This is a genomic window from Clostridium amylolyticum, from assembly GCF_900142075.1.
Lineage (GTDB): Bacteria > Bacillota > Clostridia > Clostridiales > Clostridiaceae > Clostridium_AA > Clostridium_AA amylolyticum.
Genome location: NZ_FQZO01000007.1, coordinates 146,862 through 164,563 on the forward strand (window position 1 = coordinate 146,862; position 17,702 = coordinate 164,563).

The 17,702-nt window shown below is 32.1% G+C and carries 15 protein-coding genes; 1 reads left to right on the forward strand and 14 read right to left on the reverse strand.

Annotation, left to right across the window (positions count from 1 at the left end):
- Positions 1 to 4 precede the first annotated feature (4 nt).
- Positions 5 to 691, reverse strand: coding sequence for an N-acetylmannosamine-6-phosphate 2-epimerase (locus BUA82_RS15610; RefSeq protein WP_143148648.1), 687 nt, complete (start codon positions 689 to 691; stop codon positions 5 to 7).
- A 649-nt stretch (positions 692 to 1,340) separates the two neighbouring features.
- On the opposite strand from BUA82_RS15610, the gene BUA82_RS15615 reads away from it, so the two are divergent.
- Positions 1,341 to 1,841 carry a GNAT family N-acetyltransferase gene (locus BUA82_RS15615; RefSeq protein WP_073010332.1) on the forward strand — a complete coding sequence of 167 codons (501 nt, stop codon included), beginning with the start codon at positions 1,341 to 1,343 and terminating at the stop codon, positions 1,839 to 1,841.
- Positions 1,842 to 2,568: 727 nt separating this feature from the next.
- On the opposite strand, the gene BUA82_RS15620 is transcribed toward BUA82_RS15615, so the two are convergent.
- The 13 genes from BUA82_RS15620 to BUA82_RS15675 form a co-directional block, all read right to left on the reverse strand.
- Positions 2,569 to 2,817: a DUF1653 domain-containing protein gene (locus BUA82_RS15620; RefSeq protein WP_073010334.1), complete on the reverse strand. Its 249-nt coding sequence runs from the start codon at positions 2,815 to 2,817 to the stop codon at positions 2,569 to 2,571.
- Positions 2,801 to 3,022, reverse strand: coding sequence for a hypothetical protein (locus tag BUA82_RS15625; protein ID WP_178140749.1), 222 nt, complete (start codon positions 3,020 to 3,022; stop codon positions 2,801 to 2,803). The genes BUA82_RS15620 and BUA82_RS15625 overlap by 17 nt, the downstream gene beginning before the upstream one ends.
- 30 nt (positions 3,023 to 3,052) lie before the next feature.
- Positions 3,053 to 4,720, reverse strand: coding sequence for a DNA cytosine methyltransferase (locus tag BUA82_RS15630; RefSeq protein WP_073010337.1), 1,668 nt, complete (start codon positions 4,718 to 4,720; stop codon positions 3,053 to 3,055).
- 275 nt (positions 4,721 to 4,995) lie between these two features.
- Complete coding sequence (locus tag BUA82_RS15635; RefSeq protein ID WP_073010339.1) at positions 4,996 to 7,074, reverse strand: AIPR family protein; 2,079 nt, start codon at positions 7,072 to 7,074, stop codon at positions 4,996 to 4,998.
- A 12-nt stretch (positions 7,075 to 7,086) separates the two neighbouring features.
- Entirely contained in the window at positions 7,087 to 8,043 is a 957-nt protein-coding gene (locus BUA82_RS15640) for a PD-(D/E)XK motif protein (RefSeq protein ID WP_207650310.1), read from the reverse strand.
- The gene (locus BUA82_RS15645) at positions 8,012 to 10,765 is read right to left on the reverse strand and encodes a Z1 domain-containing protein (RefSeq protein WP_073010346.1); all 2,754 of its coding nucleotides are present in this window, start codon (positions 10,763 to 10,765) and stop codon (positions 8,012 to 8,014) included. The genes BUA82_RS15640 and BUA82_RS15645 overlap by 32 nt, the downstream gene beginning before the upstream one ends.
- A gap of 1 nt (position 10,766) precedes the next feature.
- On the reverse strand, positions 10,767 to 12,224 hold the full coding sequence (locus BUA82_RS15650; protein ID WP_073010349.1) for an ATP-binding protein: 1,458 nt from the start codon (positions 12,222 to 12,224) through the stop codon (positions 10,767 to 10,769).
- Positions 12,225 to 12,237: 13 nt separating this feature from the next.
- Positions 12,238 to 12,477: a methionyl-tRNA formyltransferase gene (locus BUA82_RS15655; protein ID WP_083599979.1), complete on the reverse strand. Its 240-nt coding sequence runs from the start codon at positions 12,475 to 12,477 to the stop codon at positions 12,238 to 12,240.
- Positions 12,478 to 12,482: 5 nt separating this feature from the next.
- Positions 12,483 to 12,614, reverse strand: a complete 132-nt coding sequence (locus BUA82_RS21150; protein ID WP_278321592.1) for a hypothetical protein — start codon at positions 12,612 to 12,614, stop codon at positions 12,483 to 12,485.
- 92 nt (positions 12,615 to 12,706) lie between these two features.
- On the reverse strand, positions 12,707 to 13,882 hold the full coding sequence (locus BUA82_RS15660; protein WP_073010355.1) for an HNH endonuclease domain-containing protein: 1,176 nt from the start codon (positions 13,880 to 13,882) through the stop codon (positions 12,707 to 12,709).
- Positions 13,875 to 14,186, reverse strand: coding sequence for a nucleoside triphosphate pyrophosphohydrolase (locus tag BUA82_RS15665; RefSeq protein WP_073010358.1), 312 nt, complete (start codon positions 14,184 to 14,186; stop codon positions 13,875 to 13,877). The genes BUA82_RS15660 and BUA82_RS15665 overlap by 8 nt, the downstream gene beginning before the upstream one ends.
- A 666-nt stretch (positions 14,187 to 14,852) precedes the next feature.
- Positions 14,853 to 15,491, reverse strand: a complete 639-nt coding sequence (locus tag BUA82_RS15670; RefSeq protein ID WP_073010361.1) for a hypothetical protein — start codon at positions 15,489 to 15,491, stop codon at positions 14,853 to 14,855.
- An 11-nt stretch (positions 15,492 to 15,502) separates the two neighbouring features.
- Positions 15,503 to 17,650 (reverse strand): hydantoinase/oxoprolinase family protein, encoded by a 2,148-nt coding sequence (locus tag BUA82_RS15675; RefSeq protein WP_073010610.1) that lies wholly within the window; start codon positions 17,648 to 17,650, stop codon positions 15,503 to 15,505.
- Positions 17,651 to 17,702 lie beyond the last annotated feature (52 nt).

Sequence of the window (17,702 nt, forward strand, 5' to 3'; positions counted from 1 at the left end):
ATTATTACTCACCTATCCTTTTAATTTCATCTATAAATTTTCCTGTAATTATCTGTGGACGGGTAATGATTGAGCCCACCACTACACTGTAGCAGCCTATTTCAAGTACACGTCTTGCCTTTTCTGGAGTGTCTATATTACCTTCTGCAATAACAGGCTTCGAAACTGATTTAAGAATATTTTTAATAAGTTCAAAATCATTGCTGTTTATGTGTATACCTTTACTTTTTTCAGTATATCCCACTAAGGTAGTACCAATAAAATCAAACCCCAACTTATCTGCATTAACTGCCTCCTCATAGGTAGAACAATCAGCCATAAGAAGTACATCCTTGTATTTTTTTCTTATTTCACTAACAAAGTCCGTAAGAGTAATCTTATTAGGTCTTAAGCGGTTGGTAGCATCTAAAGCTATAATTTCCACTCCAGATTCCATAAGCTCATCTACTTCCTTCATGGTGGGTGTAATATAAATCTCACTATCCTCATAATCTCTTTTAACTATTCCAATAATAGGAAGGTCTACATTTCTTTTAATTTCTAATATATCCTCTTTAGAGTTAGCTCTTATCCCCACTGCTCCACCTTGCTTAGCAGCTAAAGCCATTCTTCCCATAATAAAGGATGAATGAAGAGGCTCATCCTCCAAAGCCTGGCAGGATACGATTAATCCTTTATAAACACTTTTCACTTTATCCCTCCTTACTAATTTTAAAATTAAAAAGTACTTTTCATGTGTTCATTTTAAAGGAGTTTGTATTTAATTTCAATTGATAGAGTATATTTAGAAAGTAGTTTCACATAATGATTAATTTATAGAGAACTTTTAGAAAATTATAGTGAAAAATTGAAAATAAAATCATTAAAATTCTAATCCCAAGGGAAATCAACAAAATAATTAGTTGGAGCCAACAAATTAATTAACTACAAAAAGCCCTGGTCATACATTTCACTGTATTGTCACTTTTAATGTTATTTTGCACTCCTTTCGGGAGATATTTTGCACTGTGAATATAAATAAAAAAGCTATCTCCAATAATGATAGCTTTTTATATTTACTTGATTCCCATAACTAAACTGTCACGTGAAGTTTCCACAACTTCTGTTGTTATCAATTAATCTAGCTTGTAAGATATTAACATGTTATTATTTAGATTAAAGGGGGCTTTTTAATTTAGTTCAGCAATCTTTTACGGAACAAGGATTAGAAATCACAGGGGGAGAAAAGTTTAGCATTGGTGAATATTTTGTGTACCCTATTTTGAGAATAATGGAAATGATACTTAGAATGTTTTAGACCATGTGTGGTAGTGGATTGTCTTAGGAGAGGAGATAAAAAAATGATTGAATTACGAAAAATAACTAGGGATAACATAGATGAAGTAATAGCACTTGAAGTTGGAGAAAACCAGAAAGACTTTATAGAAACTACTAACCTCAGAAGCTTTGCAGACGCCCATGTGTTGAACGCAGACGGGATACCAGCAACTCCCTTTGCCATTTATGCCGATGAAGTTGTGGTTGGATTTTTGATGTATATTTATGATACGTTGGATCACGAATCATTTGAAAATGAAGTTTTTTACGGGAAGAAGAGCTATTTTATTTGGCATATTATGATTGAAAAGAGTTATCAGGGGAAAGGATATGGCAAACTTGCCTTTGAAAAAATGTTGATGGATATTGAAACTATGCCATATGGGGAAGCAGAATATGTATCCCTCTTTTATCGAACAAGTAATGTCAAAGCTAAAACATTATACGCTTTATTTGATTTCGTAGATACAGGCATCATTCAGGATAATTCGATGTTGGCGATTAAAAATCTAGTTAGAAAATAACAGAAGCCGTAGTGGAATAGGCTCTCTCGGAAAGCTGGCTTTGTTAACTCTGTCTAAGCAAAAATATGATATTTGCACCGCAATCAGGCGCGTTTGTGAATTAAGCAACTGGTCCAATTTCTTAATTTTAATGTTGAGAAATTGGACTTTTTATATTTATTCATAGTGCAAAATAACTCCAAAAGTGACACACTGTATGCTCTGGGCTTTAAATGAGTAATAACTAATTTGTCTGCCATTATAAAAATATAAATAGGGATGGTATAAAATAAAAAAATAGAAGAAGAGATTTAAATATATCCTATGTTATTTGTTGTTAAATACAGAACTCGGCTTATAGACTTTTATATGTAGACCTAAAAGGAGATAATGGATCTAAATACATCTAATATTAAGGTTAAGCTCTTTTAAATCATTGCTTAATGAATTGTCTTAATTTTGCTTGTAAGCATCTTTTAAAGTAAAAAACTCCTTATCCTTAAAACCCTTATAAATGGCATTAGCTAATCCTTTCATTATGACTCTTTCCTCCATTATTATGGTTTTCTTTTGTAAAATATTAATTTGCCATAGTTTCACTTATGATAAGTGATCCGATCTTATCATAAGAGGGAGAGAATATCAATTATGAGTTTCTGTATTGGAATCTAATAAAAACTGCTGACAATAACTATCAGCAGTTTAAAATTTTAGATTAATAATTTTTATTACATATGCATTCATTATGTTACTTTTCCTTTTCCTGAAACCTATTCACAAGTTTGCCTTCTATTTCTACTTGCTCTAAGAACATTTTTAGAGGTCTTACCCATATGCCTCTTTCACCGTATAGTGCTTGATATACAACCAAATCCTCTAAGGTTTCGGAGTGCTTTGCTTTGTGTAGTACAAGGTATTCATTTCCTTTAAAATGCTTGTATATACTGCCAACTTTTAATTTTCTTTCAGTTCCATTATCATTAAGATATTCGTCCATAATATTCCTCCAGTTTTTTGTCACACCATTCTTCAATCCATATTTTTTCTTCTGCGCTTAGCTTTTTCCATATGTTCTTATTAAACTCCACATATTCTAATTCTTTGCTGCGTTTCATAAATCGCATGTCTTCAAATCTTTTAAAAGGATTGGCAAAGATATTTTTCTCTACTTCTTTCCTTGTTGATTTTCCTATCATCTTCATGGCTTTGTTATATCTAGTATTTAATATCTGTTAATCTGCATGATCTTCTCTCACTATTATATCACTTAATTTTTCATCCGGTTCATCACCAAGTAATTCCAACAATTTCTCAGCAATGGCCCTTCCAAGTAAAGGCGGCACTGCATTTCCTATCTGTTGATATTGAGAGTCTTTGGTCCCATAGAATTTAAATGAATCTGGAAAAGACTGCAGTCTAGCTGCTTCCCTTATGCTGATAGCTCTATTCTTCTCTGGATGTATCCACATTGACTTTCTGACATTTAGAACTGTACCAGATGGCATCTCATAGTTTAAACGCAAATATATAGTATTCTGTGTCCTAGTTGGATCGCTATACGTAGTCTTAAGATCATCGTCTAAATCATGAAAATTTTGTCCAGGCTTTAATTTCTCAAAACGCCCCAATGCTGTATCCCTAGTATCTGTGGTAATATGATTATAGATCATGTTATCATTATTAAGGTATCTCTGTAAGGGATTTAGAATTATTCCTTCTTTAATATCTTTCTGAACAGCCAAAGCTTCAACACTTGTTGATGTATCATATTCAGCTAAGTCCTTGATTGCATCCCCTATTTTATAAAATTCTCTATCTGTTTTCAGTACTGGCTCCGGCAACTCTACATCATTTTTTTTCAAATAAACACTTTTTACACCAATAAGTATAAATCTTTCTCTACTTTGAGGTACACCAAAGTTAACAGCATTAAGAACATCCCCTTTTACAGCATAACCCATAGACACAAACTTCTTAATTGTATAGTCAATAACATTATAAGTATTAACAACTAAACATATATTGTTTTTCTCTACGATCATGTCCAGTAGAATTATATCATGATCTCTAACTTCCTTCATTTTATAAATTGCTTTTTGAGTCTCTATAATTATTTTTAAATTATTTTTTATACTTTCATAACCAGTTCTGCTAACTAAAAATGTGCGTATCGAATCTTTTGTCTTATTAAAAATTTCACGATAGTAAGGATTCCAAAATCTTATATTAGTACTTTCTAGGTCCACTATGATCTTTTTTATAGCCAATTCAGATTTTTGAAAGTATTCATTTAACTTCTCGGGTGTTTTACATTTACGATATATAGTATTCAATTTTATATAATTTTTTTGTTCTAATATATATACATCTAAAAATTGTTCCCTCTTCAAGAATTCAATAAATTCATCTGGACATATTGTAGCTTCAGCAATTGTTATTGTTTCTTTTTTTAGCTCAACACCTAATTTTTCTACAACTTTCTCAGTTTCCTTACTACAGAAAAATTTATGTTTGTCTGATTTAATCATTTTAACATTTTCCATTACAAAAGCTTTCGGTTCAAGGTTCTCAACTGCCCTAATATACTGGTTAATTAATTGATTATTACCGCTAATTAATTCATTTCTTTGTCGATTAGCATTTGAAAAACCTTGACATGGTGGTCCTCCGATAATTATATCTATGTCCCCATATTTTTTTCTAATATTTTTGTAATCTGAATCTGTTATTTTTGTTATATCAGATTTAATATCAACATCTCTATGATTTTTTATATAAGTTTTTTGAGCATTTTTATTATATTCTACAGCAATTTTCACATCAAATTTTCCAGTTTCCAGGAAGCCATAACTTAATCCACCCGCACCGGCAAACAAATCTATTGTTGTGTACTTTTTCATTTAAATTCACCCTGTAAATATTTTTCCCTTCAACAGTTAATTTGAATTAGCATTTCAAATTATAAGTTTGTTATAACCGCATAAAAGTGTATTATAATTCTTATAAATATATATTCTCTTATAATTATACATTTGCCTTCTATTATACTACATTACATAATATCAGAATCGACAATGCTAGTAAAGTAACAACAAAATATAATAATGCTGACATTTTGAAAATTATATAGTCCTTTATTATTTATTGCTCAATTAAATATACTCTAATAAAAACTTTAAGATATTTTATATCCCTCCGAGCAAGCTATATCAAGAATTTCTAATAACTTCTGACATTGATATGAATTTGGTAATTTTAAAGGTATTTTAGTTGCTATTCTTAATGCTGCGATCCCCTCAGGAGTTGACAACTTCTTTGCCAATATAAAATCAAGAACTCTTCCCCAGTTTTCCGGACCATATTCTAACACCTTCGTTTGAGCCTCAAGATCAGAAACTATTTTCTGATCTTTTCTTGCCTCTTTCTCAGCAGATTTAATTTCAGACTTTTCAATAATAACTTTTTCAAATTGATTATCTAATACAATTTTTTTGTCTTTTACTCTAATCCAGCAAGCTTCTCTTTTACACCATTGAGTTACATTTATTGTATCTCTTTTAGGATCTGTTATTGTTTCAAATACAACTTTTGTAATTTTTATTAATTCATTTGTTATTACTTCAGGTACTGATTGACGATTCCAAATAGATTGCAAATCAATTTCCTTACCCGGAAATTGAGACTTCGCTAATTTATTTAATAACGCAATAGAGTAAGTAACTATATTTGCTCTATAACCTTGCTCATACCAAGGTTGATGTGTAACAACATTTTCCGTATGCTTAAATAATATAACCAACGCAACTGACTCCTCAAAATATTTTTCATTAAATTTATCATCTGAATTAGACCATTCAGAATCTATCCACTCTGCAAAATTCATAAAATTAGTTTGTGCTCCACGGCTAACTATATGTGGTATACCTCTCCATGAATTTCTTACTTTTGCAAAATCTGTTTTAGTTAACAATTGTCTCTTAGGATGTTGCGCTACAAACTTATTCTTCTCTGACTTTGTCATACGCATTTGAGCCTGTAAATATTGCCCTCTTGCTCTCTCATAAAACCATTTTGTGTCATACTGTGTTCCCCCCACAGCTGGAGCATATAATCTTCTTGAAATTTGCTCCATCCTGATATGAAATGGATGAGTGGAGAAAAAGTCCGCATCACTTACTTTATTTTGACTATTAGAAGACCTTGATATATTTCGTATTAAATCTCCAGATTTATCTGGATTAGAATCTATTTCCGTTAATTTCATCTGAACAAAAATATCTTTAAGGTTTGCTTTATCCTTATGCCTAGCATTAGATAGTGAGGCAGTAGTTTGTCCTCCATTTATTATTTGGAAATCTTTTGCGTAAGTAATATATTTACCATCCTGTAAATCTTCTATAACTAAGTCCATTGCTGTTGCCGATACTCCGTTATTATATGCGAAAAACATATTTGGTGACTTCAATATTGTTTCTCGTATTTTTTTATTTACAGCAACTTTAGTAGATAAAAATGATCTTACATTTCCTTCAAGTAATTGACTTCCAAAGTAATCATAAATATCTGCCAACGCTTCCCCAGGAATGATACATAGAAAACTTGTGTAGTCACTAGTTGATGCACCACTTGCCTCAAGACACGGTATTCCTTTTCCTGTGTATGCTTTAAAATCAATTTCTATATTTTGTCTTCCCAAGTCTGAGAAACAAACTTTAAACAATCTCTCTATGTCCCAAATTTGAAATTCCACTGGAATATCATCAATGTTTTTAGAAGGAAGTGTGTCAATACGATCACTCATAAACCCGTCTGTTAATAATAATAATCTGTACTTTCTAATTCTATTTTTATTAGTACGTAGCAACTCTATTAAATCTGAACAAGGCGTACTTTCCTCAACCTCTTTATACAACTTATTTCCAAATGATTCTTGAATAAAGTAAAATAGTTTATCGAAAATTTGAATTGCTTGTGAACGTTTTAATATACTCTCCTCTTCACTTCCAGAATAATTTGCTATTATTAGATTCATCGTAAAATCAAATTCGTCAAAAGCATATCCATCAACCCTAAGTTTCCTATTATTCTTACCTGTTCCAATGTAAAATGAAGGCGTGAAGTCTGGTAAAACTTCAGCACTTTCCAAATATTCAGTAGAGATTTTTACAAAAGCTGATGATGAGCCCTCCCCAATGGTGGCCGCTGTTGATTTTATATCCTCAAGAAAATCTTTACGAAAATCTTGAATATCCATTCCCATTCACCCCTAATTAAATTTCCAGTTTTCTATAGCAGATAGACTTATACTATATTTTACCGCTTCTACCTCAGGCGGTATATTGTTTTTTATAAGCCTTGGAAAATTACTATCAATTTTGTAATTATTCACGCCATTACATCGATATTTCTGATCATTATATTCTTGCCTATCAGAGTACCCATATTTAAAAATCTTATTTTCAAACACTTCTTTTGCTTTTTTATTACTTGCAAGCATACACCTTAATTGTTCAACTTTCTCCATTAAGGTAAATCCATATGAATTTTCTAGTGTTGTCTTATCTAAAAAATATACACAGAGAAATCCAGGTAATTCAGCATCTAGCTGTTCAGCAGAAGATATTGATATTGCATTGGAGGATGGTCCTGTGCACTTTACTTCTACCCAACCATCAGCATAAACGAAATCTTGATCAGCTCCATCTGGTCCAATCCACCCTTCTACAGCTACTTGTACATCCATGCCGTTTTGTATTCTTTTCTCCAGATATAACATTTCTCCCAAAAGCCCTTTTCTATTTAACTCGTCCATAAGATCAGGTCGTTCATACTCCATTAACTTAAGCCATTGGCTATATCTTTCTACAATATAGTCAATAGATTCCTGTCCGAAAAATTTATCTCTGGAAAACTCAATAATATCCCAGCATAAACGTATAAATACATCCTCATTATGCTTTTTGATTAAACGCAAAGATAATGCCCATTTACCATCGATCCTTTGACCTGTCGAGGCAATTATTGATTTTGAAGATGCAATGTTACTTGGTTTAAAGTTTGTTACTAGAAGTAATGTCTTCTGATTGATATCTTCATAGCCAATATACCATTCAAGTGGATGAGTATCATCTATTCTCTTAAAGCCTCCACCATAAAACGGAATTGAATTCCACTTTTCTAATAATTCTTTGTTAGATAGCATCTTCATCATCCTCATCTTCATCCATATCAATCCAATTTTTAAGATCAACCATATTGACAACATAATTAGCAACCTTTGTGCCTTTTTCAGTAGCTGGAAAACCGACCCCTAATGCAAATAAATGCTCAGGTATATTAGGTGACAGCTCTTTTCCATCTTCTGATTTGCTCTTAATTACATGCAACATTAATATAGGATTTCTCCCCTTAATCAAATATGCACTATCAGATGGTGATTTTTGGGGATTTTCAGGATGTAGCGCTGCAAAATCGGCTTTTGCCTTTTCTATCTCTTTTTCAGACAAGCCAATCTTTGTTGATCCACCTGATCCTACCTTAACCTTCGTACCATTAATAAGTATCATCTTTTTATCTTCTACCACCGTACGAATAGAAGGATAAACTTCAATATCATTATAGGCGCCTGCAAAAACATATGGTTCTTTACAACTTCCTTGCGGAATTGCTACATCCCACTCAAGCAATTCATTATCACTTTCTATATAATCAGCAAGAGCTCTCCCTTGAAAAGCTAAGTGCCATGGATGTGTATCGAAATTTCTTAGCAGATTTGCCACCAAATTCTTAGGAATACCCCTCCACAATTTTGCATTATGGCAATGTCCTGCATATGATCCAATACTATCTAAATTTGCAACAAATAATTTAAATACTTGCTCATTAGCCTTTAGGACATCCTTATCATTCTTAAGTCTTGGTGTTTCAAGAAGTCTACCAGAGACTGTAATAGGCCTACTCACTTGTGTACCTGTTCTCATCTTGTTTCTTGCAGTAACAATAAGTGAATTAGGGTCTTGGCGTACCTTTAACCCAAACTCTGAAGGTGTTTGCTTAACTGCTCTCATCCTTGCTATTTCAAGCTTTAACTCGTTAGTTGCATCAGTTATATACCCATACCAATCAACTGCATCTTCCGCCATCCATATTTTAAATAAATCATCATAATTTTCTCTATATCCAAACCATCTTCCCATTTGTAATAGAGTATCATACATTTGTGAATTTCTATAAAAATAACTTACACATAACCCCTCAAGAGTTAATCCTCTAGATAAGCTATTCCCCCCTACAGCAATAACTCTAAAACCATCAGACTTATGTGCATAATAATCCAAACTTGCTGAGCCTGTCCTCTGATTAACTGCTCTAACGTCAATTGGCATTACTGCTTTATATAAATACTTTTGCTGCAAATCTATCCATGAACATCCAGCAACCTCTTCCAGTTTATGCTTATCCCAAATTGCCTTTAAAAGCTTTATAGAATGTATCTGTGATGATTCACTTTCATTTAATGCTGCATAGTTTCTTAACTCTGATCTAACCTTTATAAGCCATTCATTCGCCAACTCGCTAATTTTTGTTTGTACATCGGTATACCTGCTAACATTTATAAGCATTGATCTGTGTTCTGAATTATCACCTCGTAAATCTCTAATTGCATTAACAATCATGAAATAGCCCATTGCCTCAATCATACTTGGTGGTAATGCATACACATCAATATCTTTTTTATGTTTAAACGGAAAAAATTTATTCATCTCTTCATTCTTAATATCTAAAATAGAGCTAGTATAAGGTGCCTCAATACCAAAAATAGCATCGGCACCGATATAATTTGATGGTGGTGATAGAGAGTAAATAAAGTCTCTTGGAAATAATTCATCGCCTAACATATCATCTTTTGTTTCTGGGTTAATAAATATATTTGCAAAAGGTGTTGCCGTGATTCCAAGATAGGACGCTTGATAAAAACTATTTAGTATATTTCTAATAGCTGAATTAATTGCCGTCGGATTCTCATCTTCATTTCTAGTGTTTACAGATGCATTATCTGCTTCATCATCAATTAGAAGTAACGGTAGATTTATTTTGTTTTTAGTATCTGCATTATTTGCAACTAACCAACTGTGAAGATTATTTAATATCCTTTTATTTTTCTTAACTACAAAAATTGCTGGTTCGCTAATATTTGCAAGTGTCAAATCATTACTTTTCAAAATAACCGAGTTAAAATCTGTATTTACGGATGTAAAGCATGAAATTCTTTTATTAGGATTTATTCTTCCAACACCAAAAGGTGTATTTTTTATAGCTTGATCTGCCTTAGGGTCTAGCAGGTATTTACTCCGCCTTCCTGCAAATTCAGTATCTAGTCTTTCCTGGGTTTGTATTCTTAAATTCTCCATAATTCCTGCTAAAACTATAATAACCCTATACCCACAATCTGCAGCTTTGTTGCAAATTGCAGTAAAGTTAGCAGTCTTACCTGATTGTACATCACCAAGTACAAGCCCTCTTCTTTGAAAAGAATTAGTTGTATCTTTAGGATCCCCTAATAAATCTATAATTTCATCCGAAACTTTATCAAGTGTCGCTGTAACTCTAGTATTCCAGCGTTTTTCATCTTCAAGGTATTTCTTATATCTATCCCAATAAAAAAACTCTATATCGGCACGCCTTGCTGGAAGCCAAGATTGATGCTTACTATCTGGATCAAATATATATACCCCATCATCCATAATAATAACTGTTGAAGCCTTTAACTTTTTAAGTATAGATTCATACTCTTCATCAGTTAATTGGATGGTAGATTGAGTCATATTCCTAATAGTATCAGCTTCACTCATAAACTGAGTCTCAGTTGGCGGAACTTCTTTATATTTAGTATTTATAGCAGCGGAAATAAATCTTTCAATCATCTCCATATTTATCTTATTCATCTTATTCCTCACCTCCAAATTTATTCTCTATCGCTTCGCGATAATCTGAAAATGGTTCTGCAAGAAGCAATCTCTCTAACATTTCTTCTCTTTCTTCATCATATCTGCACCCTGATAATAACTGATCCAGCAATTCAATAGTCTGTTTCTCTGAAACTATAGATTCATTCTCTACTTTTTCATCATTAGTTAAGTCTATATATAATGAATTTAAAGGTAAATTTCCTTCTATCTGCAACAGTAACTGTTCTAATAATTTTTTCACCTCTATGCTTATATTCTGCATTCTTTCAACCAAAGGATAATCTCTATTTATCTCATAAACGATCCCAAGCTGTCTAGTCTTTAACCTATTCCATACATGAACTTTGGAATCATCAGTTTCTTTCTTCCCCCTATATGTCCAAGTCCTTTTGCTACCTTCTGATATCCTTTCGATGATAGTGCCCAAATTTTTTCTTACTTCTTCTGGGGGTACCGCTGTTGATTTCTTTATATCCAGTGTCCATAAATCATCAAGTGAATTCGGTATATCTACTTGAACCCTAGCAAGTTTCGAAAGATCTCCCTGTCTCATCAGCCTAAACCATGTTCCCCAAACAAGTAATCTTTTGTTTCTATAGACATAGAAACCCTGTTTCTTTCTTAATCCGTCCTTACCCCCAAGATCGCTTATCTCTGATTCAGTTAGTTTTGAAATGTGGGGTAATATATAAGGCGTAACAACAACATTCTGACCTTTAATATTTATTGATTCATCATCCATTAGCTGTGTACTTTTCTTTATCAAAAATGGATCTGAAGCTTTTAGATTATCGCTATTAATTAATATTTTTATCTTATTTAACCCTTGTTCACCAGATAAATACCTGTGGAATACTAGCGAAATATGTTCTCTTACAACATCCATTTTAAATCCGAATGATGTTACAAAATCACTTTCTCCAACACTTAATCTATCAAGATTTTGCCAAACCACTAGTGTCCCATTTTCATTTTCAATTAGTTCATTAAACTGAGGCATCTGCTTCATTTCGTAATCTTCAAGTATAATAAGCGACCATTCTCCTGTATTTAGGACATGATCCACATCCCATCTTCTACCTGATAATTCACCATTTTTCAAGCTAATGACTGATAATGTTCTGCACTGTGATAATGATGCAGTTTTTAGTCCAAGTCCAAATCTTCCAAGGTCTCTTAAATCCCTTTTTTCATTTGGATTTTTGCTCCCATACTGCATAGCTATATTTAGTCCATTTCCTGTCATACCAAGCCCATTATCAAGGATTGAAATATACGGCTCACCTACAGGAAAGAATTTAATACTAATTTTAGATGCTTGCGCTGCAATGCTATTATCAATAATGTCAGCAATAGCTGTTTCAAGCGAATACCCTATTGCTCTTGTGGACTCCATAAGAGTCGGTGCATATGGTGGCAAGTTAATAGTTCTCATAAAACACCTCACATCAATTAATATTAAACTCTTTTACAAGTAAATTTACTAAAAACTTTGCTGTTTCATTATCAAATTGTATAGACTGACTTATCTTTTCAGTCATTTTCCTGTCCTCTGATCCATATGTATCTATCTGAAAATATTTAGTATCATCAACATTAAAAACTGTGTATGTACTTTGAACTTCCTTGTGAACTGAATTTCTGGTTTTTTCGATCCTCTCTAATTTACAATCCTTTATTAATGCCATTAATATCACCATTCCTTATATTTATTAATAATATTACTTGTCCAAGATAATGTTTTTCTTGATATTATCGAGAATTCTGGTTTTCTATTTTCAATGGGTTCAAAATTTGCTAATACTCCCCATAAGCTTGCTTTCATAGCTGCTTCCAAAAAAGCTCTTCTTTATTGAATCAAACATCCCCATAAAATCTCCAAGTTACAATAACTTGTTTTCTATCTTTCTATAAGTATCATATATTAGCAAAGCTCTTATTACTCACTTCAAAGCCGTGATTTAAGGCTATAATATGCAGTGGCCGTATGCATCCTTTGAGCCTTTTTTTGAACTCTACTTCTTTGCTCTTCTTATAGTATTCATGAAGATTGTCCAGTTTTAGTATGTTAACATAATCCTCTAGTTCAATGTCCATATTTTTGTTGCACATATAGGAAAAGGCTTTATATTGTATTTCACAAAAGCCATCAATATAAGTTTTATAAGGCATCAAGTGGTTATTTTTTGAACTATTTATGTTTTTAAATGTAGGCAGTAGGTTCCACATTTCATCATGCAGTACAAAGCTCCAGGGTACGAAGTGATCTATGCTTAACACCCCATAGCTTTTATAGTTATGTTCATTAAAAGGCTTTCCAGTATACATATCTTTTATATCTTTATTCAATATAATTTCACTCCAAAGCCTTGTTGCCTTTGTAAGATTTCTAATTTTAGGTGCCTCTAGTTTAAAAGATATAGCTGGAGTGTTTGGGTTTCTCTTTTGCAAAAACCCTACTAATTTATAGTAAATCCATGCCTTTATGATCCTATAATTATCCTTTAAATATTTATCCCAATCTTCATTAATAATGATATAATCTTTATCCCCTTTAATGATTTTATATAAGCATCTATCGCTACTTAAGGATAGCTGCACTATAAGTTTGTTTCTATAATGATCCTTAACCCCATTTAGCTCTGTGGTAAAGAAGGGTGATAGCAATCTATAAGGAACTTCATTGGTTAAATCTTTCATCATTTTCTGTAATATGACATCCTCACCAGAACATAGAAAATCTAACAGTTTCTTTTCATTAGAATTGGATTTATAACCATGATTATCTGCTACATAATTGATTGGAGTCTTAAGGTTATCAAAACGCCCAAAGCTAAGCATGTACTGCTTGTGAGGATACCATGCATTAACAATCATCCTAGCTACTATTTTATTAAATTCAATTTCTCTATTTCCTAAGCTTACCTCTTCTAATACGCCTAACAACCAATACATCTTATAACTAGCTACAACTTTATTATCATCTAAAAGCCTTGAAAAAGTTCTGGTGTCCACTTTTTCACTGCAGGGTACTGGAGCTTCTATCTCTTTTGTTATAATTGCATCTTGCGGTAAATAAACTCTATTATTCATATACCTCAAGAAGAACAACCCCTTCTTCAAAGCCCCCTCTTTTACTTCTCTTGTCTTCTCTACATTTTAAGAGATCTTCTTCACAAAACCCTAAATTCTTAGCTAGTCCAAATAAAACTTCCATTATATCTGCCAGCTCTTCCAAATTTTTAGCCTCTATATATTCTGAAACCTCTTCTTGAAGTTTTTCCTCTAACAGCTTTAGCTGCTCTTTTTCATCAGCATATCTAATATTGCAGGTTTTTCCTGCTTCTTTTATTATTTCTGGTATTTTATCTCTAACTAATTTGTTATAAGATTTCACTTTATAACACCTTCATTCTTATGATTTTTTGAATTAACCCATTCAATATAAATATGAAATTCTATTTTTAATGTCATTATAGTTATTATTTATCCATAATGTTGCACAATTGCTATTTTATAAATTTTAATATATTTCCCAGAAAATTTTTCCTACTTAAGTAAGAATACCATTTACATTATAACATAATTTAACAATAAATTCATTTTTAACATATACTTCTACATATTTTTAATTTCTACTAAATTAATACTTTTTTATAGTAAAAAAGGATTATTCCATTGCTATTTATGTAGCTGGGAATGATCCTTGAAAGTTTTATTTTTAATTTTTTATTGGATGTTGTTTAGATATTTTTTATAGATATTCTAAAAACCTGTAGTTATTCAGTTTATCACAATCTATCAGTATAATCTCAATTCCCTACAGGTATACTAAAAAAGAAGATCTTGTGTTAGATGGTAGAATTGCAGAGTAGTTTCAATTTCTTGCATTTATCCTAAAAAATACCACAACTTACTATACCATAGTTATATAGTTTTGCAAAAATTGAACATTATTATTTAATTCTCTTTAACCATTGATTTAGCTATAAAAAGTTTTCAGTCCACCTACTGTTTTTTTACCTTATCAGTGGTGGACTGAATTTTATAGAATTATGCCTTCCTATAAATACTCTTTACTCAAATTTTCCGCATAACTTTTCAACTCTTCTAAAGAAATGGTATTATTCTTTAATAGATACATATAGTCAAAAAGTTTAGGATGAAACTCTAACCCTAATATACTCTTACAAAAACTATGAGCTGCTAATTCTCTAGTTTTTAATATGGTAGCTTTTCTTTTTAGGGGTCCTATTGAAAACACTGTTATCTTATTTAACATGTCATTGGTATAAGCTTTATTCTTATATTCTAAATAATGATAGAATTCATGGGCTAAATGCATATTGTAAACATCTTGTTCCTCTAATGAAAAATTATACTCTTTTAAAACTTCGTAAATTTGATCAATAGAATCTTTATATATTATTATCTTTTTATTATCATCTTCAAAAATTATTTCTCCTCTGAGGCTGAGTTTTCTAACCTCACAACTTTCCTTTATTATTACATCTATACACTTAGCCTTTAAAATTTCCTCTAAATTAGAATTTTTAAAAACCTCAGCACTGCTTTTACCTATTCTGTTAGCTTCATCTATATAATATTTAACATCTTCTTTAGGAATCTTATTAAATAAAACATCCTCTCTAAGTTCCATCAGACTTAGAACTTCATCACTTAAGAATTCTAATTCCTTCATTTAAACCACTCCTATATCTCTTGAGTAGCCACAACAATTATTTTATTTTCTTCATCTAAAAGCTCTATTTCTAAATTAGTTAAGGATAGCACTTGTTCTTTAGTTATTATTCCTGATAAATCTATAAGCTTTTGATTAAACAAAAGGAATAATTTAGGCACTTGTGCTCCTACATCAGAAAATATTGTGTTATCATCTATAAAACTAGAAAAACAATTAAATAATTCTCTTTTAGTACAGCACAATACCTTAGCCTTGTCCTTTTGTAATCTTATAATACCCTCATCATCTAATACTCTAATTAATTCTTTTTTCTTTTTCATTATGCCAAATAGCTTCTTGTCTATACTAGTAGCTTTAAAAACATTCCATCTGCCAGCTTTACCAATTAACTCTATGGATTCCTTAGACACTCCGGTAGCCTGATTAACTATGTTTACCAATTGTTCATGGGATTTTTTTTGAGAAGTTAGGTCCCTTGTTCTAAGCTCTGTGGCACCACTAGCTATAGCTCTTAATATGTTTTTTTGTGCATCAACCTCTACGGAAATTTCTACTGTATCTGGATTAGCTCCTGATTTTACTACTGCTTCTAATACATCCATTCTTATCCTTTTTATATCTTGTTCATTTGGATTTATAACACTTCTTTCAATTTGCTCTCTAACTAGAGCTAGTGCCACACCTATAGTGGATATATACGGAGCATTCTTAGCTATTTTAAATTTAACACCCATTGCCTCTGATAAATAAGGGGTAATTATAGCTGCTGATCCCCCGCCGCCTACTAACCTAGTTATTGATCTATTTAATTGATATTCTGAAATTAACTCTTCAACTATGCTTTTTACTTTGTTGATAGCTATATTCATAACCTGCCTTGCAGCTTCTTCTACAGACAAATTAACTTCTTTAGCTAGTATTTTCCAAGCTTTTTCCCCAGCCTCCAGATTTCCTTTGGCATAGTCACCTTCTGGAACATAACCAAGTATATTTGCAGCACCAGCAAGGGTTAGAGCAAAGCTGTTTTCCTTATTACTGATAACAACATAGTTACACTTATCCTGAGGCTTAGGTGAGATATATTCTATCCTGCAATCATTAATTTCTTCAGTTTTTGCAAATATTTCATATTCTTTTTCAGCTATATGAGCACTTCTTGGCCCTACATCAATTATTTTGTTGTTTTCTACCACGATCATACTGCCGCCAGCTATGCCTAAAGTTCTCACATCTAGAGATTTCAAATATAATTTATGCCCTCCAACCTGAGAGTTTTTAATCATGACTTTTCCATCTTTAATTACAGATATGTCCGTAGACGTTCCCCCAACTTCAAAAAATATGCCGTCAGATACCTTTTCGTACATTAATGCCCCTGCTACTCCTGCAGCTAAACCTGAAAGCATGGTTAGTATGGGTCTTTTTCTTACCTCCTCCACAGTCATAACTCCGCCGTCGCATCTCATTATCATCAGAGGCTTTTTTATATTGGCTTCTTTCACTGATTTTTCTGTCATATTAGCTGTTTCCATCATCTTAGGTATTAAAGCTCCGTTTACTATAGCAGTTCTTGTTCTTGCTCTTAAGCCATATAATTGAGATATCTCGTATCCTCCAGTTGCATACATATTATTCTTCATTGCTATCTGGTTAACAAAAATTTCATTCTCAGGATTATCTACAGAGTAACTTTCAGAAGCTACGATTACTTCTGCTCCCTCTTCCTGCAACTCTTTTATTTTTTCTTCTACATTCTTCTCCTTTACAGAATTAGAATCTATGAATCTATGACAAGTATAAAGATATTTATTAGGTGATAGTTCTATATGATCAATGTTAGTTTCTCCTTTAACCCGCTCTGCTTCTATACCCTTTCCCATACCAATAATTCCAATTTTAGCAACATCACCTTCTAATAAAGCATTAGTAGCCTGAGTTGTTCCATGGGCTATAAAGACCACATCCTCCGGTAATATGTTATTTTCAGCTAATACTATATTTATTACTTCCATTATGCCTTTAGCAACACCTTCTTTTGCATTATGGGTTGTAGGGATTTTTGCCTTTGCCATAACCTCAAAGGTTTCATTATCAATTATTACTGCGTCTGTAAATGTTCCTCCAACATCAATTCCTATTCTAACTTTTTTACTCATATATCTAATTTCTCCCCTTGTGGTAAAGGTGCGCATAAAATACGCACCTTTG